Genomic DNA, 21,559 nt, shown 5'->3' with positions numbered 1-21,559 from the left:
TTCGTCCTTAGGCTGCGAAACGCTTGTTGAACGCGGTGAGCAGCTCGGTCAGCTTGGCTTCGACTTCCGGCTTGATCTGGCGATCATTGCGGATGGCATCGAGAATGTCCTTGCCGGGGCCGCGCATCTCGGCCAGCAGCGTGGCTTCGTAACGCACCACCTGATCGACCTTGACGACGTCCACGAAACCGCGCGTACCGGCAAACAGAACCACAACCTGCTCTTCAACCGGCAGCGGCGAAGTCTGGGGCTGCTTCAGCAGTTCCGTCAGACGGGCGCCACGCTCGAGCTGCTTGCGGGTAGCGGGGTCCAGATCGGAAGCGAACTGCGAGAAGGCCGCCATTTCGCGATACTGGGCGAGGTCCAGCTTGATCTTGCCGGCAACCTGCTTCATCGCCTTGATCTGGGCGGCGGAGCCAACGCGCGACACCGAACCGCCCACGTTCACAGCCGGACGGATGCCCTTGTAGAACAGGTCGGTCTCAAGGAAGATCTGACCGTCGGTGATCGAGATCACATTGGTCGGGATATAAGCCGCAACGTCACCCGCCTGGGTCTCGATGACCGGCAGGGCCGTCAGCGAGCCGCCGCCGAATTCATCGGACATCTTGGCAGCGCGCTCGAGCAGACGCGAGTGCAGATAGAACACGTCGCCCGGGAAAGCCTCGCGGCCCGGCGGACGGCGCAGCAGCAGCGACATCTGGCGATAGGCCACGGCCTGCTTGGACAGATCGTCGTAGCAGATCAGGGCATGCATGCCGTTATCGCGGAAGAACTCACCCATCGAACAGGCCGAGTACGGTGCGAGGTACTGCATGGGAGCCGGATCGGACGCGGTGGCGGCGACGACGATGGAATACTCCATCGAGCCTTCTTCTGTCAGCGTGCGAACGAGATTTGCAACGGTCGAGCGCTTCTGGCCGATGGCAACATAGATGCAGTACAGCTTCTGCTTCTCGTCACCCGTGGCGTTGACGGGCTTCTGTGCGACGATGGTGTCGATCAGAATGGCCGTCTTGCCGGTCTGGCGGTCACCGATCACGAGCTCGCGCTGACCACGACCAATCGGCACCAGGGCATCGATGGCCTTGATACCGGTCTGCATCGGCTCGCACACGGACTGGCGCGGCATGATGCCCGGAGCCTTCACTTCGGCGCGCTTCATGACAACGTCGGTCAGCGGGCCCTTGCCGTCGATCGGGTTGCCGAGCGCGTCAACAACGCGGCCCAGAAGCCCCTTGCCGACCGGCACTTCGACCACGGCACCGGTGCGGGTGACGGTATCACCTTCACGGATACCCTCGCCATCGCCGAACACGACAACGCCAACGCTGTCCTCTTCGAGGTTCAGCACCATGCCGCGATCGCCGGTGGCCTGGAAATCGACCATTTCGCCGGACATGGCATTGGACAGGCCATAGACGCGCGCAATGCCGTCACCGATGGACAGGACGGTGCCCGTCTCGGAGACCTGCGCTTCGTCATTGAAGGACGCGATCTGCTGCTTGAGGATGTCCGAAATCTCTGCGGGACGGATATCCATCACGCGGCTCCCTTCATGGCATTCTGGATGCGGGTCAGACGCCCGCGAATGGAGGTGTCAAATAGCTTGGCGCCAATCTGCACGACAAGACCACCGATCAGCTCGGGCTCGACGCGCTCGATCATGGAAACGCGGGCATAGCCCGCTTCTGCCAGGCGAGTCTGCAAGGCGCTGCGCTGGCCTGCCGTAAGCGGCTGTGCGCTGCGCACTTCGGCAATCGTCTCGCCACGACGCTTCGCGTCCAGAGCAAGAACGGCACCGAGAATTTCATCGACGCGGGCGACGCGACGGTTGCGGGCGATCACGGCCACGAAACGCTTGAGCGTCTCGCTGAAGCCCTGCGCGTTCAGCACGGCTTCGAGACCCTGACCGGCCTGGCGGGAATCGAGACTCTGGTCGGCCAGGAATTCGCGCAGCGAGGCGCTCTCCGCGATCAGCTTGCGCAGGGCGCGCACCTGATCCAGCACTTCAGGGAGCACCGATTTTTCATCAGCATAGTCATAGAGCGCAAGCGCGTAGCGTTGCGCCATGCCCCCCGACACGTCCCTGCTGACCTGCGGTGCCTCGGCTGTTTCGACCACTGTCACGTCTGGCGTTCCCACCCCAATTACACAAACATCCTGATGACCATCGCGACCATAGTGCCGGGCAATGCGCCTTGGGCATCGTGCATGGAACCGATCGATCATGACTCAGGTAACGAGACTGTTCGTCCCGATTCCGCAATAACGGATCAGGCCTCGCGGGGCGTCTAGCACGCAGGCCGCGCCAAGTGCAACTGACACTCTGCGGCGCAAAGCCCGGAAAAGCACGCCGTTCTACCAGGCAGTCCTCCTCCGAAGCGTGAAGACTACCTCACCCTCCCCCAGACACCTTCGGGGGCGAACCGTTCCGGATTTGCACTTTTGCGTGTGAACTTGCGAAAAGAGCGCCCTCGGTAACCAACAGACTCGGAAAGCCCACCTCTTTCATGCCCCCCGTTCGCCCCGCGCCCACTCTCGCGCGCGTCCGCTCTTCGGCCTGTACGCTGTCTCTGCAGGTATTTGTCGCCGTTGTATTCACCCTCTGCGGCTTGACCTGCCCTCCGCTGGCCAAGACAGCGACTGGCGCACCCACACCCGCGACCGGTGAGAACGCAGCAAAGGAGGCAGCCCCCCGCATGCCGGAACAGCCCGCGGGCGTGCCTTACTGGGACAACTGGACAGATGGGCAGGGCGTCAGTCATCTGACCAAATGCAAGCTCAGGAATTTCACCCTGATGCACATGGCAGCCCATGCCGATCCGCAATGGGTCAATCACGCCCAGCAGGGTCAAGCCCGCATGGTCACGAGTGTCCAGCCAGCCGCGTGGAAGGGCGGATGGCACGCCCCCGAAAGTGTACAATGGATCATCCCAATACAGGGCGTCTGGTTCGTCCAGAGCATGGATGGCACGCGCGTTGAGCTCAATCCGGGCGACGCCCTGTTGAGCGAGGATGTTGGCGGCAAGCCCGATGCTGACGGCCATGTCGGTCATTTGTCAGGAAATGTGGGGGACGCGCCTGTCGCGCTCATGATCACCCAGTTCGCCGCAGCCCAGCCCAGCCATGCGCCGTGCCAGACCCGCTAGGCCCGGTATCTACCCCGAAGAACCAGGGAAAGCTCGGGCGCCTTGTTTCAGGGAAGCCCCGCCCTGATATCGCGCCGTTCAGAGAGATCGGCACCCGCTGATGATGCAGACACCGCTCTTCTCGCGGCCAGCCAGTGCAGTGCGCGGAAAGCAGATTTTCGGGGAAAACTCGGCTGGAGCGGGCGAAGGGAATCGAACCCTCCTCAGAAGCTTGGAAGGCTACTGCATTACCACTATGCTACGCCCGCGCTTCAGCTGATGGCTCTCCCTAACGCTGATCCCTGCAGGACGCAAGAGACAGTTTTACCCGAAAAACTGCAAATGATCTCTTGACTTAACCGCCAGCGCGCCGCATTACGCCGCAAGTGGTCTCGTCATGACCCAACCGAACAGGATGTCTCATCCGAGACGGTTGACCAGGCGGACGACGATAGGGGTGTAGCTCAATTGGCTAGAGCGCCGGTCTCCAAAACCGGAGGTTGAGAGTTCGAGACCCTCCGCCCCTGCCACCACGCCGCAGCCGCTGGCTGATCATGTCAGCGAGCGGAGTCGGGCGCGGTATTCCGCCACGCGCGGCTTTCAGATAAACATGAGGATGACGGTGTCGGTCACTACCCCCAAGCACGGGTCGCAGCAGTCTTCGCCCTCCAAGGGAGGCGCATCGAAAGACGCCCCGAAACCCTCTTCCAAACCAGCCGCCCGCTTCAATCTGGTTCAGTACCTGAAGGATGTGCGCACGGAGGCGACCAGGGTGACCTGGCCGACACGCCGTAACACGCTGGTCACCACGGGTGCCGTTCTTGCGATGGCCGCCCTTACTTCCGTATTCTTTTTCGTTGTCGACCAGGTCATTGGGCTTGGCGTGCGCGAACTCTTTGGCGTTGGAGGCTAAGACGAACAACCATGGCTAAGCGTTGGTACGTCGTGCATGTCTATTCCGGGTTCGAGAAGAAGATCGCGACCCACATCAAGGAACAGGCTGCCCAGAAGGGTCTGAGCGACCAGTTCGAAGAAGTTCTGGTTCCCTCCGAGGACGTCACCGAAGTTCGCCGTGGTCGCAAGGTCAATGCCGAGCGCAAGTTCTTCCCCGGCTATGTTCTGGTGAAAATGGAACTGACCGATGACGCATGGCATCTGGTCAAGGACACGCCCAAGGTCACCGGCTTTCTGGGGACACGCAACCGTCCCTCTCCCATCACCGAAGCTGAAGCCGAGCGTATGCTGAAGCAGGCCGAAGAAGGTGTCGAGCGTCCGCGTTCGGCCCTCACCTTCGAGATCGGCGAACAGATTCGCGTGGCCGATGGCCCCTTCACCTCGTTCAATGGTGTTATCGAGGAAGTGGACGAGGAGCGTTCGCGCCTCAAGGTGAGCGTGTCGATCTTCGGTCGCTCTACCCCCGTGGAACTGGATTACACACAGGTCGAGAAGCTCTGATCGCTTCGCCATAAACGACAAAAAAAACCCGCCCCCGAAAGGAGGCGGGTTTTTTCATGCCTGGAGATCAGGGCTCGAAGAGGCAAACCCCTCGGCCGGAGGGGGATATCCCTCCGAAACTTCAGGGCGTGATCGGCAGGACCGGCAAAGAGCGGATCTTTTGCGCGGCCATGTCAGCCAGTTGTCCGGTCAAGATGCTCAGCCCCGCGACCAGCGTGCTCGCGCGCTTGTTGTCCAGCCGGGTTTCGAATTGCACCGGAGTCGTCAGGTTCGGGCCGATTCCCGGCTTGTCACCATGTACCGAGAGGGACCCGATCAGTGAGGCGTTCCCCTGCTGATCCGCATTGAAGGCGGTGATGGTCACCTCGACGAAGGCCTGAGGCTTGGTCGAGACCGCGTCGTTCTGGGCAAACACGGTGCTGCCCGGCAAGCGCTGGGCAAGATCCCGTGTCAGCACACGGCCAATCATATCGCCGATCGGTTCGCTCCAGGCATTCCCCTTTGCCATATTGAGCTTGTAGTCCTTGTCCTGCCGGACGATCTCGTCACGATCGAGGCTGGCGGTCACGACAGGTGTGCGTATCTCAACCGTGACCGGGCCGCCTGGCTGAGCCATGCCGGAAACGGGCGCGATAGAATAGAGATCCGGGTCGCTGCCACAGGCGGTGAGACCGGTGGCCATCAGCAAGGACAGGCCCAACAAGGCGGCAGGGCGACGCGACCGGATCTTCGAGCCCTGGCGCGGGCGGGAGGGAGAGAGCTTCTTCACGTCAATGGCGTCCCGTAATCAGTGCCGAGGGGTGGTGGTTCAGATAATCCGTCAGGAAGCGTATGGAGCGAGCAGCCTGACTGAGCTGCGTGATCATCGCCTGCAGATCGCGATGGAAATCCGTATCGCCGCCATAGCTGGCCAGGACCACCTGGGCATTCTTCAGCGTTCCCTGCAGCGCATCGCTCATGGCAGGCAGTTTCTTGAGGAACGGCTTCATGCCCTCATTGGCGTTCTGGGTCAGCTCGGAGATATGCCGCAACGAATCGCGCAGGGCGACTATCGACTGCTTGACCTCGGGGCTGGCCAGGCGCTGATCGGCATGGGCCAGAAGATCGTTCAGGTGCTCGCCAATCTGGGTCAGCGGCATGGCCGCCACCTTGTCCATCGTCGTCGCAGCCGAGGCCATGATGCCGTCGATTCCGCCAGGCTGGCTCGGAATGATAGCCACACCATCTTCATAGGTGATTGTCGCCGGCTTGGCATTCTTGACGAATTGCAGGCCGATCATGGACTCGCCGGTCAGGAAGCTCGCGCTCTCGACCGAGGCCCGCATCCCCTTGGCCACAAAGGCCGCCAGAAGCTTGTGCTGCGAATCACGTGAGGATTCTTCCGAGTTCAGCACGCGCTCCGGCTCGAGCTCCATCTCGACACGGACCCGCGCCGAGGCATCCTGCTCGTTCACCTTGAGCGAAACATCGGTCACGCTACCAACCTGAATGCCGAACATGCTGACCGTCGCCCCTGTCGTCAGCCCCTTGACCGAGCTGTCGATATAGGTGGCCGCCTTCACGCGCTGGTGGTAGCGCGCATTATCGGCCTCGGCCTGGCTGGCATAAAGGCGGAAGACAGAATTCGCCGGAGCCTGAGGCGCATCAACCTTGAGACGACGCGTCGGCAGACCAAAAGCAACACCGCCCGAAAGCAGCGCCTGCAATGAGGTCAGCTGAACCTTGAGACCGCCAGCGCCGAGCCCGACCTGAACGCCAGACACGTTCCAGAAGCGCGTATCGGTGCGCAGATAATGGTCATAGGGCGACTTTACGAAGACCTGGACCATGATCGGCCCCTCGCCCCCGGGCGGCATGGTATAGCCCAGCACCTCACCCACCGACATATCTCGGAAAAATACAGGAGCCCCCTCGCCGATCGACCCAAGAGTGGGCGTGACCAGCATGAAGGTTGAGCCGGGCTGATCGGAGCGCACACCTGGCGCGGCCTCGAGCCCGGTGAAATTACTTTCGTAACGCCCCCCCTTCTCGCCAGGGTCGATCGCGATATAGGCCCCTGAAAGCAGGGTTTCGAGCCCCGTGATACTGGCCCCGTTGATACGCGGCCGTACGACCCAGAACCGGGTATGGTCGGTAAGGATATCTTCGGTATCTCCGTTCATGCGCACATGAACGATGACGCGACGCATATCAGGGGTCAGGCTGATATCCTGCACTGTCCCGAGCGTCACGGCCTTGTTCTTCACCTGAGTCTGGCCAGCCGTCAGGCCGGACGCCGTATCGAAGGTGATGGTGATATCCGGCCCGCGATTGGCGAAGCTGCGCCAAGCGAGCCACCCCGCGATCACGATGGCGATGATCGGTATCAGCCAGACGATCGAAAAACGTGTTTTTCTGACCCCGGCCTTTTTGGGGGCGGGTGTCTGCTGCGGGGATTGGTCGTTTTGGTCGCTCACGCGCGCTCAGGCTCCATATCGTGAGGAGGAAAGGGATGACCGGCCTCGGAGATCCCTCCTTGGTCGGAATTTTGTCTCGCCTCGTCGGGGGCCGGTACCGGACCGTTCTCCCCGGCGGCGTCCCACATGCTACGCGGGTCGAAGCTATGCACCGCAAAGATCGTCACGATGACGACGATGGTGAAGAAAACCACACCCGGGTCCGCCAAAACATTGGCGAGAAAGTTAAAATGAACGATCGCAACAAGAATTGAGATCATGAAAACGTCGATCATCGACCAACGTCCGATGATATCGATCAGGCGATACAATTTGGTGAGCTGCCGCAGGCCGCGCTTCTGCTTGCGCCATGTGCCCAGTACCATGAGCGCCAGGGAGACGATCTTAAGCACCGGAACGGTGATGGACGCGAAAAGCACCAGAAGGGCCAGGGGGATGAGATTGGACTGCCACAGCTCGATCACGCCATGAATGATGGTGCTCGTGTCGGGTTGACCCATCTTGGTGTAGGTCATCACTGGCAGAAGGTTGGCCGGGATGTAACAGATGATCCCCGCGAGGAGCAGGGCCGCCGCATTGGTCAGACTATTCGACTTGCGCCGGCGCAGGATCTGATGGCAGCGCGGGCAATCGCCCATATCACCCTCACGCGGCACTTCATGATCGAAGGCCATGACCAACCCGCAGGAGTGGCAGGAGAGCATGTGCTGGATGGGCGGCATGGACTCTTCAGTCGCCGTCAGATGCTCGACCGGGAGGATGCGGCCCTGACCGTCTTCCATCTCCTCGCGGATGTCACGATTATGCCAGATACGTTCGACATCGAGCGTCGAATCCGTAGCCGCCATGGTAATCATGAGCGCCGCTATCAGAAACACACCTGCCTGAAGATCGACGATCGCCAGATCGATCAGCTTGGTATAGGCCACGAAAACACCAAGGATATACACCTCGATCATCGACCACTCGCGCAGGCGCTCGTACCAGGACATGAGGCACGGTGCCCAATCTGGCATGTGCCGCTGGCTGGCCCCGTAGAGAATGGCCCCCATCAATGCGATTACGACGCCCGGCATGACCAGAGTAGTCAACCCCACGATCACACCGATTTCGCCAAACCCCTCCCGCCCGAGTTCAATCGGACCGGTCAGAATGGTTACCGTATTGACGCGCCCATGCACGTTGATGGTGAGGAGATGGGTGAGGAGCAAGGCCAGATACAGCGCCGCCGAGGCAATGCAGAAGGCCGTTGGCGCGGCGATGGGCGGTGTATGCCGCCGTCGCGCAAGCTGCGCGTCGCAACGTTGGCAATACGCCACTTGCCCACGCTGCAGGCGTGGTACGGTCTGGAAGAGCCCGCAATCGGGACATTCCCGCAACCCCTCCACCACCTTGAGGGTGGGCATGGGAGGCGCTGCGGAGGTCATGGTGACGGCATTGCGCCACAGACGCTTATGGAAGCGATCAGACATGAAACATGTTGTAGCGAACGATTCCGTCGAGAGATAGGTGTTTGGCCTGTTGCAGTCGCGCCCGGTCTCGGCTATAGCACCGCGCCAAGGACGCCGACATAGCTCAGGGGTAGAGCAACTGATTCGTAATCAGTAGGTCCTCGGTTCAATTCCGAGTGTCGGCACCATTTCCCCCTCCGTTATCCTGCATGACCCATCTGCGCGAGGCTGCGCCTTCCGAGTACCCAACCTGCGACGCAATACAACGCGAGGAAACCGAGCGGGATCCAGTCGCCGCGCAGGCTTTGTGCAACGAGATCGCTCAGCACCGTCGCAAGATTGATTGCACAGGTTGCGATTGCCAGCACCGGCACCACACCGATCCAGAGTGTACCAAAACGTACTCCGCCAAGCGGGACGCGAAATCTGGCGGGCGAACGGTCTGTTTCCCCCCGCAGGCGCATGACCGCCACGGCGATCACGACGAAGCCGATCATGGTCCCAATACTGACCAGATCGGCCAGAAGGGTGATGGGGAGAAGCGCCGCCGTAAGGGCGGTGAGCCCGGTCGTCAGGGCGACCGCCAGAACAGGCGCGCCGCTCCGGGCATCGACCAGGCTGAGCCGTTCACTGATCAGGCGGTCATGCGCAAGGATATGGCATAGCCGCGACTGCCCGTAGAGACTGACGAAAAGCACCGAGCCCAGCCCGATGACGGAACCGAACTGCAACACCACGCCAAGCACAGGCATGGCAAGCGCCTGCACAGCCAGAGCAACTGGAGAGGCCACATCGAGCTGATGAAATGGCACAAGCCCTGTCATGACCAGCGAGACCAGGACATAGAGAACGGCGCTGATGGACAAGGCGCCGATCAAGCCAAACGGTACATCCCGCCCGGGATGTCGTGCCTCGGAAGCGGCGATCGAAATCGAGTCAAAGCCGAGATAAGCAAAGGAAACCACCGCCACGGCACGGAGCAACCCGGCTAATCCAAACGAGAATCCCCCCTCGGAAGGCGGGAGGAAAGGATGCCACAAAGCCGTGTTCACGTGGCGACATCCCACCCAGACGAACACGACCAGCACAGCGAGCTTGAGCAGTACGAAACCGCTATTGGCCCAGCTTGCCTGCCTGATGCCGCGAGAAAGAATGAGCCCGAGGGTGAGGACCAGGAACAGGGCCACGGCATTGATCTGCGGTGCGAGATGAAAACCGCCTGACTTCCAGATGACGGTCGAGCCCGTCACACTGTCCGGCAAGGTCACGCCAAGGGAGGACAGCAGCCCCGAGAGATAGCCGGTCAGCCCGACTGAGACGGCCGAGCCGGCCAGCGCATACTCAAGAACGAGCATCCAGGCCACCCACCACGCCGGCCTAACGCCCAATGTGGCGCGAGCATAGCCATAGGCGCCTCCCATTGCTTCCGGCAGGGCTGAGGCCAGCTCGGCATAGCACAACCCCGTAAAGCCACATCCTATGGCGGCCAGGACGAAGGCGAGCGAAACGGCAGGGCCTGCGTAATGCGCGGCGGCAATGCCAGGCAGTACATATATTCCCGCCCCGACAACGCTGCCGATACCCATCATCAGCAGGCCAAACGGCCCAAGCTGACGATGCAGAGTGCGAGACTGGCCGTCTTCTGCCATGGTGCCGTGTTCCCCAAATTCCGATTGGGGAACAGCGTGACGCCACGCCCGGCGCAAGGCAAGCCCGCTATAGCTTTTCCGGGCGTAGGAAAAGCTCAGAACATCATGTTGACCGCGATCTGCGGAGCGACATTGAGGCTGGTATTATGACCGGCAAAGAAAGTGGAAGCGCCGGCAACCACACCGAAGCGGGGGGACCAGCTATATTCGAGGGCGGGCGCGACCATCCAGTCGCCGGAAGACCCGCTGACGCGGTCGATACGACGCCCCGAGCCCTCAGTCCCCCATACGCGGGCACCATTGGCCCAGTCGCGCAGCAGATCAACTGCAAGAACGAGACGCTGATTGAACCCGAATTCGAATGACGCTCCGGCCTGACCGCTCATCCCCGGTCGCCCCCTGCCGACGAAGCCTTTGGTCGTACCATAGCTCGTCAGATCATTGAGGCGTGCCGAGCTGACGGCGCGACGGAAGGTTGCCCACATACGCAGACGGAAGGTGTAGTCATGAGGCAGCTCATAGGTGGATTGCTCGACCAGCGCCGTACGGAACACATAGGCCCCGTTTCCGACCCCGTCCTGACTCCGCCCTAGATTAGTGTAATCACCGGTCGGCATGAGCATGCCGGCGAAAAGACTGAGCGAGGGGATATAGCGCTTGGGATTCGGATCGAGGAAGCGCCAGAGGAAATCGACTGGAAGATCGCCGAATTTCAGGCCGCTCGTGCTGCCGTCGTGACGCTTCCAGCCATAGCTGATCGCCGGAAATATCTGGATACTGACATTATCGGTCAGACCGTATTTGACCATGGTCGAATTACTGACGGTACGCTGCCCTGATTCCATGGGCATGCTCGCGCCATTTGAACCAAGATAATCGACTGCCTGATTATACGTCAGATAGGGCTCTATGCCGAGCACCCCAGCCTTGAACTGAGGACCGGATGGTGAAATGAGCGACCCGGTATACCATTGCTCGCGCTTTGGTTGAGGCTCAGCATCCGAGGCCCGCACCGTAGTGACCGAACAGAACGCAATTGCTGCAGCAGCGAATTGGGAAATCCTGATCAAGATCGGACGAAGTCGTCCTGCAAAGGAATGATACTGTCTCAAAATCCGGTCGCATTATTTTATTGTTACCTAGCGACGGTTTAAAACCTTATTTCAGGAAGGCAATCTTCCAGAGCCAGGTTTTTCTTGAACACAAAGTCAGAAACCTTGATACGCAAGCGTCAAAGCACCCTCTGGTCACGGAGTTGTGAACAAAGAATAAATCTTGGCGACCAAAATACAGATTTTATTGTGATGGTGATTTTGGAAGCGACGCTCCAGACTTTTGAAGAAGAAGTCTGGAGCGGGCGATGGGATTCGAACCCACGACCCCAACCTTGGCAAGGTTGTGCTCTACCCCTGAGCTACGCCCGCGTTCCGTTGGACGGGTGAATACTGCCTGCAGCGATGGGGCGCAAGGGGGTTTTTTGAAAAAAGGCGTTTTTTTTCACTTTGCTCCGAGAGCTCTCCGCCGGGCTTGCTTCCGAATAGCTTCAGAACAATCTTGTAGCCATGTTTGAAAGGCGGTTCTGCTCAGCGCGGCCGCAGCTCCGGAACAGAGAGACACCATGGATTACATCATCGGACAGAGCCCCTCACCAAAACAGGAGGGACAATTCGCTCCTCCCGCCGCCGGCGCCATGATTGTCGATGCTGATCAGCGCAGCTTCATGCCGGAGGTGCTTGAGGCCAGCCGCCAGATTCCGGTTCTCGTCGATTTCTGGGCACCCTGGTGTGGCCCATGCAAGCAGCTCACCCCGATACTTGAGCGCGCTGTCACGGCGGCCGGCGGACGGGTGAAACTGGTCAAGGTGGATGTCGAGGCCAATGCGGCCCTTGCTGCCCAGCTGGCGCAGATCGGTTTGCCTATCCAGTCCATTCCCCTCGTCGCTGCCTTTTATAAGGGGCAGATCATGGACATCATGCAGGGTGCCCAGCCCGAGAGCGAAGTGCGTCGCTTCATCGAGCAAGTCGTCAAGGCGACCGGCGCGAGCCTGCCGAGCGCTGAATTGCTCTCCGCCGCCGCTACGGCGCTTCAGGATGGTCAGGCCGCAGAAGCTGCAAGCCTCTATGCCTCGCTGCTTGAGATCGAGCCGGAAAACGCCGAAGGCTGGGGGGGCATGATCCGTGCCCTGATTGCGCTCGATGATGATGAAGGTGCCGATGAAGCCCTGAGCCAGGTACCGCCCAAGCTGACCGAGCATCCGGCCATCTCGGGCGCGCGTTCCGCACTCGCTCTACATAAGGAGAGCCGTCAGGCGGCGTCTGCCCTCGACGGCTTGCGCGCCGAATGCGCTCAGGCCCCCGAAGATCTGGCGTTACGCTTCCAGCTTGCCGGAGCGCTCAACGGCGCAGGGGAGAAAACTGAGGCCGCCGATACCCTTCTCTCGATCATCAAACAGGATCGCGACTGGAATGAAGGTGCGGCCAAGGCAGAATTGCTGCGCTTCTTCGAAGCCTGGGGCAACACAGACCCGGCCACGCTGCCTGCGCGACGCAAGCTCTCCGCCCTTCTGTTCTCCTGAACGCCCTGGCAGGGGGCTACTCCGCTCCCTGCCTTCCCATCTTTCCAGGGCGGATTACCATGTTATGCCGCCCTTCCTCCTTTTTTCAGTCAGGAATTCACACATGGCCCAGGATCTCGACCCGCGTCTTCTCTCGATGCTCGTTTGCCCCGTTACCAAGGAAGCGCTCACTTATGACCGCGAAGCCCAAGAGCTCGTCAGCAAGGGAGCCGGGCTGGCCTATCCCGTGCGTGACGGTATTCCGGTCATGCTGCCGGAAGAAGCGCGCCGCCTTTCCGCCTGAGACAAAAAGCCCAGTTCCGTACGCGCACCACACCTCAAGAGCGGTATCTTGCCGTGCACAGGCCAGATCCCCATCGCCACGGTCGCATCCCGATCAACGAAATGGCCTCACGCAGGATCAGGGACCATTCCCTGATCTAGCGCACGACAAAAAATGCTGTGTCGATCGTGAAGCTTCCGTCTTCAGCGATCTCGAAGACCTCGCGGACCGACGGGCTCGTTGCCTGCTGCAGGGAGAGGATGGCCTGCCGATGCAGGTCCGGCGTGCGTGTCCGCGCAACCCAGCTTCCGAAATCCAGCCGCAGACGAAAAGCCTCCTGCGCTTCCACGGTGAATCCCGCCTCCGCCAGTGCCAGACGCCACTCATCCACGCGATAATTGCGCATATGGGACGGGTCGCGCAGGGTCTCGATGGCTTGCAGGACCGAGTCTTCCATCGCCCCGGGCGGTGCCACCGTGTCGATGAAGACCCCCACGCCCTGAGGACGTAGGACACGTCTCGCCTCGGCCAGTCCGCAGGCCAAATCCCCCCAGTGATGGGCGCTGTAGCGACTCACAACGGCGTCGAAGGCATGGTCGGCAAAGGGGAGTGCTTCAGCAAAACCGCAAACCGGACGAATGGATGCGAGGCCACGTGTCGCAGCCTCCGTCTTCACGGCAATCGCCATGGTCCGGGTCGGATCACAGGCGACGACCTGCGTCGCGCAGGCAGCCAATGCATAGCTTACATGTCCCCCACCGCAACCGAGATCGAGCGCGCAGAATGGTGCTTCAGATTCGAGAAGCATCTTGAGCCGGTCGAGATCCTCACCCTGAGCATGCGTCGCGCTCTGAACGTAATCCTGCGCGCGATCGCTGTATTGGCGGGTAACGAACTCACTCATGACCAGCATCCCTCTTGCCATAGGAAACTTCGGCGTCCGGCACCGCATATTGCGGCTTGACCTCGCTGGTGACTGTCTCAGTCGCGAGGCCTGGCAGCATGGGCGGTCCCGACTGCCCATCCATACCCGGAATTGCTACGGGCAGCGACGCATAGGCGCGCGCCATGCGATCCCGCTGGGGGGGGCGACCGGGTGGGTGGCCTGGCGGACCATTGACCGCAAGATCGGGCTTGGGTGGGCCAAAGCCATTCCCCGCGCAGCCGGTGAGTACCGCCATGAAAATGAGGAGCGGGGTTGGACGCATGAGACAAGTTCTATCAACCTCGCTCGCACCCGGCAATTGACGGATGGAAGTGCGTGCGGCAGGCAGGGCGGATTGTCTCAAGGAGAACTCTGCGTGTTCGATGGATCGCTCGCCTCACCTCGCGGCCGAAGAAAGGCCTGGATCGACAGCCTGTTCGTCGATCATGCGATCTTTCGCCTGCCCTGGACCAACCTCGCCCCTGTCATTCCGGGCAAGGTCTATCGCTGCAACCACCCGACACCGGCCCGTCTCGCGCGGCTCAGAAAGCGGCTAGGGCTCAGAACACTCGTCAATCTTCGCGGTCATCGCCGCTGTGGCTCGGATGCCCTCTCACGCCATGCGGCAGAAGCCATTGGCCTTACCCATATCGACATGGCCTTTGAGAGCCGGGGTGCGCCTCATCGTGACCGGATTCTGCGTTTTGCCGAGCTCTACACCCGTATCGAGCAGCCCATGCTCATGCATTGCAAGTCCGGTGCGGACCGGGCCGGGCTGGCCTCCGCATTGGTGATTTTGTTCGAAGGAGGGAGCGCAGCGCAGGCGCTTCGCCAGCTCCATTGGCGCTTCGGCCATTTCAACCGCTCGCGCACCGGGATTCTGGATGCATTCGTCCTGCGCTATCAAGCTCAGGCAGAGGGCCGTATCCCCTTCCTGGAGTGGGTTGCACAGGAATATGACGAGGTTCAGCTCAAACAGGATTTCGTCGCAGGCAAGCTGTCCTCCTTCGTGACCGATAAAGTCCTCCGCAGGGAATAGAGGTCAGACCACGGACAGCGGCACCCCATGGCGGAGAGTCCTCCGACATGGGGCCCGATCCTAGCTGGCCGAGGCCATGCTTTTGACAAGGCTGACGAGTTGGTGCCTGACGCGCTCATCTCCGATGCGCTGGAAGGCTTCCAGCAACTCGCGAGCCGCCTCGTCGAGAACGGCCCGGATGGGTGCGCCTGCGCGCTCCGTCAGATCTGGGACGCATCCCCCCGTAGAGGCCACGAATGTGGGGGGAGTTTCTGAAAATCCCGATGTCCGGGGGCCGAACCGCCCCCCATCCTGCTCATTGCGCGTCAGATCATCGAAGAAAAATCCGATTGGCACGTCCAGAACGCGTGACATTTCATACAGGCGGCTTGCACCGACCTTGTTCGCACCGCGCTCATACTTCTGTACCTGCTGGAAAGTCAGGCCAAGCGCGGCTCCCAGCTTCTCCTGAGACATTCCCAGCGAAGTCCGGCGAAGTCTGATGCGTGCGCCCACGAGGGCGTCGATCGGACCCGCAGCCGATGCGCTTTTCGCGTTAGGGTTCATGAATATGGACTCATACTGAGGGTAACAGCATGCGCCAATCGCAATGCGTTAACCTTTTATTATCTATTTTCGACGGCGCCCAAACAAAAGAGCCAGTATGGCGGCGAGCGCGCACAGGCTGAGCGGCACCGTTCTCCCACAGGATGAGAAGATGGTCGGCGGGTGTGGCGGGGGCAAGGCAACAACAAGGCTGTCCGGCTTTCCCCAGGGCAAACGCCCCAGCAGATGCCCTGACCCATCAAAGGCGGCGGTAATCCCCATATTGGCTGCCTGGACCACCGGCAGCCCCTCCTCGACGGCGCGCATTCTCGCCGTGGCCAGATGCTGCCGGGGTCCGGCGCTATTTCCGAACCAGGCATCATTGGTGATATTGGCAATCCAGTACGGGCGCTTACTGCTGACCGCATGACCCGAAAAAATGATCTCGTAGCACACCATGGGAGCGACGGCTCCAAGGACAGGCAAGGACCAGGTCGCCAGACCTTTCCCCGGCGTCAGTTGATCCGGGAGCAGGTTGAACGGGATGAAACGGGGCTGATACTCCCCAAAAGGAACCAGGGTCGCCTTGTCGTATATGGCCTGGATACGACCGCTCTCATCAAGCGCCATGATACTGTTGTAGAAGCGGTTCTCGGCATCCCGGCGATCAGAGCCGATCATGCCCCAGGCGCCGTCGGCGGCCTGGGCGATGATGCGGCGTGCGCCCTCCTCCTCATCCAGCAACCCGGGGAAGCCGGATTCTGGCCAAAGATAGACAACAGGACGATCGGCCGCGATATCACGGGCCTTAGCCACGCCCTCACTCGTAAGGCGCAGATAAAGCCTGAAGGCGTCGAGTGCGCCATTTCGGGTGAGAATATCCTTTTCCTGGACATTCCCCTGCAAGAGCGCAACCACAGGGTTGGAAACCGGCATCAGGATCGGATGAGAGAGGCGATACCATCCGCCTAGCCCCCATACGATCACGAGCCCGGCGAGGACGGCTCGGGTTCGATTGCTGTGCCAGACGAGAAGCCCGATCAGAACGACGAGGAAGGTCAGACCGTCCACGCCGACGACAGAGGCTGGCTGGATAAGGATATCGCCGATCACACCCGGAATCTCGACGATACTGCCCGTCGGATTCCAGGGAAAACCGGTGAAAATATAGACCCTTCCCATGTCAGCCAGTGTCCAGAGGGCGGCCAGCAGGACCATGCGCATCAGGCCCGCTGGAACGAGCCGGCATAGGAGAACAGGCACCATGATGAATGGCGCGAGAATGAGCGCGCATCCGGGGGCAGCGATCGGCACAGCCCACCAGAACTCATGAACACGCGTGAGAATGGCATTGGTCAGCCAGGACAGCGCCGCCGTGTGGAAGGCCAGACCAAAAAGGAAGCCGTGCAGGGCCAATTGGCGGGTAGTCGTTGCGTCCTGCGCGCAGCGATACAGATAGAGCAACCCCAGAGCCAAAGCAGGAAGGCAATATACGGGCGGCAGGGCCAGAGCGGTCAACGCTCCGACAACAAGATCGGCCAGAATCATTTTCCCGGTGGAAAATGGGAGCCGGCTCGGCGGGAAGGAAGAATTCCTGAGCCGGAAAGACACATTCTGCTCCTGATCTACTCGAGCGCGTCCCTCAGGCGGCGCTCGTAATGACGGTAGTATTTATCGGCCAGCAACTCGCTTTTCACGAGCACGGCAACATCCGTCGTGTTGAATTGTTCATCAACCACCGCTCCATCACCGATGAAGCCGCCTAGGCGCAGGTAGCCCTTGATGAGGGGAGGCAAGCGGGACAGGCATTTCCTGTGATCGAGCAGATGCGGATCGCGGCGTTGCATATCGACGTAGCGATCGGGGAGCGCACGAATACGCAGGGCCGGGGGGGCCAGATGATTGTGGTAGAGATAGGTCAGCTCGTCAGCCATCAGCTCCGGGTTGGTTCCGGGCAGGCTGGCACAGCCGAACAGCACATCGATGCGGTGCAGGAAGATATAGGAAGCGATACCGCGCCAGAGCAGTTGCATGGCTGAACGGCCACGATAACGCTGGTCCACACATGAGCGCCCGACTTCGAGCAGGCGACCAGGAAACTCGATCAAGGGCGAGATATCGTATTCGCTCGAGGTGTAGTAGCGCCCGAGCAAGGCTGCCTTGTCGCTGGTGAGCAAACGATAGGTGCCGACCACACCCTCCGCACCTGAAGACACGGCGTGGTCGATGACGAGAAGATGGTCCGCGACCTCATCGAATTCATCGATATCGCGCTTCAACCGTGCCGTCTGCGCACTCGGCCGGGCGCCCATCTCCTCGAAGAAGACACGGTAACGCAGGGCCTGAGCGGCCTCACGCTCCGCGTCGGTCGTCGCGATACGAACACCCAGCTGACCGCCGCGCAGTTCCGGAAAGGCATCACGCGCAAGGTCGAGGGTCGAGAGGGACTGACCGGCAGGAGACGTTGTTTCGCCGTCAGTGACAAGCAGGCGAAACATCTCGGCATGCGAAGGTTTGGCGTTCATCCGTCCTGACCTGTTGTCTCGCCGGGCTTCTGCGGCAGGCGTCGACCAAAGAGTTCGAGACGATGAGAGACCAGATCGAAGCCAAGGCGGCGCGCGAGCGTCTCCATCAGGGCGGCATGATCCTCATCTTCAAATTCAACCACATGGCCGCTATCGACATCGATCAGATGGTAGTGATGCTGATGCCCGGGCTCGCTCGCCTCGTATCTGGCGCGCCCACCACCGAAATCGCGACGCTCGAGAATGCCCTTCTCCTCAAGGAGGCGGACCGTACGATAGACCGTTGCAATCGAAATGCGGGCATCCATCTGCGAGGCGCGGCGATAAAGCTCCTCAACATCCGGGTGATCTTCCGCTTCGGACAATACGCGCGCGATGACGCGACGCTGCCCTGTCATTTTCAGGCCTCGTTCGATACAGAGTTGCCCGATACGCGACTCTTCCTGAGCCCGCCCGCTTCGCTTTGCGTCAGCTTTCGCTTCAGATACCATGGAATACGGCGTAGCCGAAAAACCTGCCCTTTGCCAACGTTAAGTCGCAGGCAAAGGGCGGCTTTCTCATCGCCTGTGGCCGAGCCCGATCTTGCGCGCAAGATTTGAGCGATGGCTGGCATAATTGGGCGCGACCATCGGATATTCGGGGGGCAGATCCCAGCGCTCGCGATATTGCTGGGGTGTCATGTCATACACGGTCTGCAGATGGCGGCGCAGGAGCTTGAGCTTTTTCCCGTCTTCGAGACAGATGATGTAATCGGGAAAGACCGATTTCTTGGGCGGTACTGCCGGTGTAGGCTTCACAGTCTCGGGCTTTGTATTTGCGACATTTGAAAGTGTCTGATGCACGGTCCGAATAAGATTGGGTAGATCCTGCCCCGATATTTCATTATGAGTGACGTAAGCAGAAATAATCTGCGTGGTCAGCTTTTGTAAGGTCAGGTTTTCCGGCTCGCTCGACATTCCGTTCTCTCCATAGAGTATATACACGTTAAGATATACTCATATGTAAATGGAATTCAAGAAAATCTGCAAAATACAGTTGAAGATAAGATATAATGACATTGAAAATTGTTGATATCACCCAGCAGATTTGTCCGATGACAACAGTCCATGTGCGGCTGGCGCTGGATCAGGCCTCTAAAGGCGATGAACTCGAGATCCTGCTGAAGAGTGAAGAAACACTGAGGAATGTGCGGGTGTTACTCAACACTCTGGGAGAGACCCCCTTCGAGACCCACCCTCACGATGAAGACGAAACGCGCTACAGGATCACACTCGTCAAATCATGACGCAGAACCTGAGCATCACTCCCGTCGGGATAATAACGCTTCCTCAGACCGCATGACCTGAAGCCACAGCACGCATAAAGCGCCAGCGCCGCGCCATTCGTGGTCGAGACCTCGAGGAACAAGGCTTCGACCGCCCTTTGGGCCAGGAATGCGATCGCATGATCCAGCAATGCCCGGGCGAGCCCCTGCCGTCTGCAGGCGGGATGTACCCCAAGGGTCAGGATTTCTGCCTCATCCCCGGCCTGACGCACGAGGATGAGCCCCCGCGGCTGGTCTCCGTCGAGAGAGAGCCACCCCAAGGCCCCAGGCGTGCCAAGCAGTGCGTGGAACGCGTCGCGGGTCCAGCGCTCTGCTTCTGGAAAGCAGGCTTCATGAACCGCCGAACAAACTGCGGCATGGCACGGCCGGGCAGGTTCCATCCGCAATGCGGTCATCCGACGCTGGGGGCGGGACGCAGACCCTGCGCCGGCAGCTTGGCTTCCGGCGCATCGACATAGACGGGTTGAAGGGAAGGGCTATCAGCTACGGCGAGCCCGGCTTTGAGCACCAGCGTGATATCCGGATGCGTCAACTCCTCGCGCCGCAATGCTGCGCCGGAAAGCGACGCCACGCCATTACCGATCACGTGCGTCTCGTCTGGTAGATCAAGGCTGTCAGGTGGTCCAGCCCAGAACCGCCCATCGGAAAACTCGGCGAAAATGCGATTGCGACGCGCATGGGTCACGCATACCGCCTGCGCCCATTCCGGTCTGGCCCTGTAGCATTGTCCAGTCGTGACACCGCGCAGCCGCGCGCCGTATCCGGCGGACAGCCCGTTTGCAAATGCGAGGCTTGCCCGTAATCCTGTAAACGAGCCTGGCCCGGTGACCGCCACGATGAGATCAGGACCGGAGAGCCAGGCGGCGGCGCGCAGCATATTCCGACAGATAGCAGCCAGGGAAGCTGTCGCTCCCAACCCCTCAAGGCGCTCATGAGCGACACAGAACGCACCGTCGAAGAGTGCAATATCCCCGCTGGCCCCCGCGCCCAGAGTGGCACCATTGAGCACGAGGCATCGGAGCGACCCGGAGCCAGGCATCAGAGCACCAGGCAGGCTTCGTCAAATCCGAGACGCATCGCCCGCTCAGGCGCTTTCTCGGGCCCAGGATAACCGAGGCCCGCGATGAAATTTACACGCCAACCGGTGTCGTTGAGGAAAACATCCTCAACTGAATAGGCGTCGAAGCCGGAATAGGGCGCAACCGCCAGACCGAGCGCACGGGCGGCCAAAATGAGATAGCCCCCCTGAAGGGAGCCATTACGCATTGCGGTTTCCTCGGACAGGCCGACATCGGCGGCAAACCAGTTGCGCAGTCCCTCTTCCCTGTTCAGCCGGGGGAGATGTTCGAAAAACAGCGGGTCGTGGCATACGAGGACGACTACCGGCGCCGAGAGACAGGACTCGACATTGCCCGGCGACAGAGCAGGACGCAGGCGCTCTTTCATGTCATCTGCCGTGAGGAAAACGAGGCGAGCCGGACAGCAATTGCCGGAGGTCGGACCGAGTTTGAGCAAGTCGTAAAGCGCGACAAGCATTTCACGCCCGACGGGCTGATCGGACCAACTCCGGGGCGTTCTCGCCTCGCGAAACAGTTGATCGAGCGACAATGCATCCAGTGACGTCTGGAGACGGGGCTCTGGATGACTCTCGCTCAAACTCTCAATCCTCAACCTGTTCGACGGCAACCACTTCGGGAACATAGTGGCGCAGCATGTTCTCGACGCCATGCTTGAGCGTAGCGCGCGATGACGGGCATCCGGCACAGGCTCCCTGCATGGTCAGCCGCACGATGCCGTCGCGATAGCCTCTGAATACGATATCCCCCCCGTCGCCTGCAACGGCAGGACGGACGCGCGTGTCCAGCAACTCGCGAATCTGGGCGACTACAGCCTCGTCTTCAGGGGCGATCGCCTCTTCCTGCGTCTGCGCCACGGAATCGAGACAGGCTGCGCCTGACTCGAAATGTGCCGTGATTGCCGTGAGCAGGACCGGCTTGAGCGTATTCCAGCTGAACTCGTCAGTCTTGGTGACGGAGATGAAGTCACCGCCGAGAAACACACCGCAGACGCCCTCGACGTCGAAGAGCGCGCTGGCAAGCGGTGACCGCCCCTCGGCAGCTTTCGGGTCAGCGAAGTCGGCGGTCCCGCGATGACCGGTCACAGCACGACCGGGCAGGAACTTCAGAGTGGCGGGGTTTGGGGTATCCTCGGTCTCGATAAACATCACGGCTCTCAGATAACG

At 60.5% G+C, this 21,559-nt stretch carries 25 protein-coding genes and 4 tRNA genes; 9 read left to right on the top strand and 20 right to left on the bottom strand.

Translation table 11 applies throughout. The annotated features are described in order from the left end of the window. Positions 1-7: 7 nt before the first annotated feature. On the bottom strand, positions 8-1,543 hold the full coding sequence (atpA, locus tag WFJ47_RS05285) for a F0F1 ATP synthase subunit alpha (protein WP_127103094.1): 1,536 nt from the start codon (positions 1,541-1,543) through the stop codon (positions 8-10). Next, the gene (gene atpH / locus WFJ47_RS05280; RefSeq protein ID WP_336761701.1) at positions 1,543-2,073 is read right to left on the bottom strand and encodes an ATP synthase F1 subunit delta; all 531 of its coding nucleotides are present in this window, start codon (positions 2,071-2,073) and stop codon (positions 1,543-1,545) included. Before atpH ends, atpA begins: the two co-directional genes overlap by 1 nt. Positions 2,074-2,702: 629 nt before the next feature. Here atpH and WFJ47_RS05275 point away from each other — a divergent pair. Continuing rightward, positions 2,703-3,152, top strand: a complete 450-nt coding sequence (locus WFJ47_RS05275; protein ID WP_336761354.1) for a hypothetical protein — start codon at positions 2,703-2,705, stop codon at positions 3,150-3,152. A gap of 174 nt (positions 3,153-3,326) precedes the next feature. On the opposite strand, the gene WFJ47_RS05270 is transcribed toward WFJ47_RS05275, so the two are convergent. Continuing rightward, positions 3,327-3,400 (bottom strand) — tRNA-Gly (locus WFJ47_RS05270). A gap of 184 nt (positions 3,401-3,584) precedes the next feature. Between WFJ47_RS05270 and WFJ47_RS05265 the strand changes: the two genes are divergently transcribed. From WFJ47_RS05265 to nusG, 3 genes are all read left to right on the top strand, one after another. After that, positions 3,585-3,661 (top strand) — tRNA-Trp (locus WFJ47_RS05265). An 86-nt stretch (positions 3,662-3,747) separates the two neighbouring features. Next, a complete protein-coding gene (gene secE / locus WFJ47_RS05260; protein WP_199751881.1) occupies positions 3,748-4,044 on the top strand; it encodes a preprotein translocase subunit SecE in 297 nt (98 codons plus the stop codon). A gap of 11 nt (positions 4,045-4,055) precedes the next feature. Further along, the gene (gene nusG, locus WFJ47_RS05255) at positions 4,056-4,586 is read left to right on the top strand and encodes a transcription termination/antitermination protein NusG (protein ID WP_127103096.1); all 531 of its coding nucleotides are present in this window, start codon (positions 4,056-4,058) and stop codon (positions 4,584-4,586) included. Positions 4,587-4,707: 121 nt separating this feature from the next. Here nusG and WFJ47_RS05250 read toward each other — a convergent pair whose 3' ends face one another. Genes WFJ47_RS05250 through WFJ47_RS05240 form a run of 3 tightly spaced genes read right to left on the bottom strand, consistent with a single transcriptional unit; the run spans position 4,708 to position 8,514 of the window. Then, positions 4,708-5,355, bottom strand: a complete 648-nt coding sequence (locus tag WFJ47_RS05250; RefSeq protein ID WP_336761351.1) for a PqiC family protein — start codon at positions 5,353-5,355, stop codon at positions 4,708-4,710. A 1-nt stretch (position 5,356) separates the two neighbouring features. Continuing rightward, positions 5,357-7,042, bottom strand: coding sequence for an intermembrane transport protein PqiB (locus WFJ47_RS05245; protein ID WP_127103097.1), 1,686 nt, complete (start codon positions 7,040-7,042; stop codon positions 5,357-5,359). Further along, a complete protein-coding gene (locus WFJ47_RS05240) occupies positions 7,039-8,514 on the bottom strand; it encodes a paraquat-inducible protein A (protein ID WP_336761349.1) in 1,476 nt (491 codons plus the stop codon). Before WFJ47_RS05240 ends, WFJ47_RS05245 begins: the two co-directional genes overlap by 4 nt. A 92-nt stretch (positions 8,515-8,606) precedes the next feature. On the opposite strand from WFJ47_RS05240, the gene WFJ47_RS05235 reads away from it, so the two are divergent. Beyond that, positions 8,607-8,681 (top strand) — tRNA-Thr (locus tag WFJ47_RS05235). A 12-nt stretch (positions 8,682-8,693) separates the two neighbouring features. Here the strand turns inward: WFJ47_RS05235 and WFJ47_RS05230 are convergent. The 3 genes from WFJ47_RS05230 to WFJ47_RS05220 all read right to left on the bottom strand — a co-directional run bounded on the left by WFJ47_RS05230 (position 8,694) and on the right by WFJ47_RS05220 (position 11,566). Beyond that, positions 8,694-10,142, bottom strand: coding sequence for an amino acid permease (locus WFJ47_RS05230; protein ID WP_336761348.1), 1,449 nt, complete (start codon positions 10,140-10,142; stop codon positions 8,694-8,696). 95 nt (positions 10,143-10,237) lie between these two features. Then, entirely contained in the window at positions 10,238-11,212 is a 975-nt protein-coding gene (locus tag WFJ47_RS05225; protein ID WP_336761346.1) for a hypothetical protein, read from the bottom strand. A 279-nt stretch (positions 11,213-11,491) separates the two neighbouring features. After that, a tRNA-Gly gene (locus tag WFJ47_RS05220) sits at positions 11,492-11,566 on the bottom strand. A 194-nt stretch (positions 11,567-11,760) separates the two neighbouring features. On the opposite strand from WFJ47_RS05220, the gene WFJ47_RS05215 reads away from it, so the two are divergent. Continuing rightward, entirely contained in the window at positions 11,761-12,717 is a 957-nt protein-coding gene (locus WFJ47_RS05215; RefSeq protein ID WP_127103100.1) for a tetratricopeptide repeat protein, read from the top strand. Between the two features lie 103 nt (positions 12,718-12,820). Continuing rightward, positions 12,821-13,000, top strand: coding sequence for a Trm112 family protein (locus WFJ47_RS05210; protein WP_127103101.1), 180 nt, complete (start codon positions 12,821-12,823; stop codon positions 12,998-13,000). A gap of 136 nt (positions 13,001-13,136) precedes the next feature. On the opposite strand, the gene WFJ47_RS05205 is transcribed toward WFJ47_RS05210, so the two are convergent. Both WFJ47_RS05205 and WFJ47_RS05200 read right to left on the bottom strand, forming a co-directional pair. Then, complete coding sequence (locus tag WFJ47_RS05205; RefSeq protein WP_336761341.1) at positions 13,137-13,883, bottom strand: class I SAM-dependent methyltransferase; 747 nt, start codon at positions 13,881-13,883, stop codon at positions 13,137-13,139. Then, positions 13,876-14,187 (bottom strand): hypothetical protein, encoded by a 312-nt coding sequence (locus WFJ47_RS05200; protein WP_127103103.1) that lies wholly within the window; start codon positions 14,185-14,187, stop codon positions 13,876-13,878. Before WFJ47_RS05200 ends, WFJ47_RS05205 begins: the two co-directional genes overlap by 8 nt. 93 nt (positions 14,188-14,280) lie before the next feature. On the opposite strand from WFJ47_RS05200, the gene WFJ47_RS05195 reads away from it, so the two are divergent. Next, a complete protein-coding gene (locus WFJ47_RS05195) occupies positions 14,281-14,943 on the top strand; it encodes a tyrosine-protein phosphatase (RefSeq protein WP_336761339.1) in 663 nt (220 codons plus the stop codon). Positions 14,944-15,003: 60 nt separating this feature from the next. On the opposite strand, the gene WFJ47_RS05190 is transcribed toward WFJ47_RS05195, so the two are convergent. The 5 genes from WFJ47_RS05190 to WFJ47_RS05170 form a co-directional block, all read right to left on the bottom strand. Next, positions 15,004-15,489 carry a helix-turn-helix transcriptional regulator gene (locus WFJ47_RS05190; protein WP_336761337.1) on the bottom strand — a complete coding sequence of 162 codons (486 nt, stop codon included), beginning with the start codon at positions 15,487-15,489 and terminating at the stop codon, positions 15,004-15,006. 63 nt (positions 15,490-15,552) lie between these two features. Continuing rightward, positions 15,553-17,016, bottom strand: coding sequence for an apolipoprotein N-acyltransferase (gene lnt, locus WFJ47_RS05185; protein WP_336761335.1), 1,464 nt, complete (start codon positions 17,014-17,016; stop codon positions 15,553-15,555). Between the two features lie 77 nt (positions 17,017-17,093). Further along, complete coding sequence (locus WFJ47_RS05180) at positions 17,094-17,966, bottom strand: GNAT family N-acyltransferase (protein ID WP_336761699.1); 873 nt, start codon at positions 17,964-17,966, stop codon at positions 17,094-17,096. A 23-nt stretch (positions 17,967-17,989) separates the two neighbouring features. Further along, complete coding sequence (locus WFJ47_RS05175) at positions 17,990-18,484, bottom strand: Fur family transcriptional regulator (RefSeq protein ID WP_127103107.1); 495 nt, start codon at positions 18,482-18,484, stop codon at positions 17,990-17,992. Positions 18,485-18,550: 66 nt separating this feature from the next. Further along, complete coding sequence (locus WFJ47_RS05170) at positions 18,551-18,949, bottom strand: MucR family transcriptional regulator (RefSeq protein WP_127103108.1); 399 nt, start codon at positions 18,947-18,949, stop codon at positions 18,551-18,553. A gap of 95 nt (positions 18,950-19,044) precedes the next feature. Between WFJ47_RS05170 and WFJ47_RS05165 the strand changes: the two genes are divergently transcribed. Beyond that, on the top strand, positions 19,045-19,278 hold the full coding sequence (locus WFJ47_RS05165) for a sulfurtransferase TusA family protein (RefSeq protein ID WP_336761331.1): 234 nt from the start codon (positions 19,045-19,047) through the stop codon (positions 19,276-19,278). Here WFJ47_RS05165 and rimI read toward each other — a convergent pair. The 4 genes from rimI to WFJ47_RS05145 are packed head-to-tail and all read right to left on the bottom strand — an operon-like array spanning position 19,251 to position 21,541. After that, on the bottom strand, positions 19,251-19,697 hold the full coding sequence (gene rimI / locus WFJ47_RS05160) for a ribosomal protein S18-alanine N-acetyltransferase (RefSeq protein ID WP_336761698.1): 447 nt from the start codon (positions 19,695-19,697) through the stop codon (positions 19,251-19,253). The two genes, WFJ47_RS05165 and rimI, sit on opposite strands and share 28 nt — an antisense overlap. Before the next feature lie 11 nt (positions 19,698-19,708). Next, positions 19,709-20,356 (bottom strand): tRNA (adenosine(37)-N6)-threonylcarbamoyltransferase complex dimerization subunit type 1 TsaB, encoded by a 648-nt coding sequence (locus WFJ47_RS05155; protein WP_336761329.1) that lies wholly within the window; start codon positions 20,354-20,356, stop codon positions 19,709-19,711. Further along, positions 20,356-20,934, bottom strand: coding sequence for a malonic semialdehyde reductase (locus tag WFJ47_RS05150; protein WP_370265714.1), 579 nt, complete (start codon positions 20,932-20,934; stop codon positions 20,356-20,358). The genes WFJ47_RS05155 and WFJ47_RS05150 overlap by 1 nt, the downstream gene beginning before the upstream one ends. A 43-nt stretch (positions 20,935-20,977) precedes the next feature. Beyond that, complete coding sequence (locus WFJ47_RS05145) at positions 20,978-21,541, bottom strand: NifU family protein (RefSeq protein WP_127103113.1); 564 nt, start codon at positions 21,539-21,541, stop codon at positions 20,978-20,980. Positions 21,542-21,559: the final 18 nt, after the last annotated feature.

This window comes from Asaia sp. VD9, assembly GCF_037150015.1.
GTDB lineage: Bacteria > Pseudomonadota > Alphaproteobacteria > Acetobacterales > Acetobacteraceae > Asaia.
This window is presented reverse-complemented; position numbering and strand designations above follow the sequence as displayed.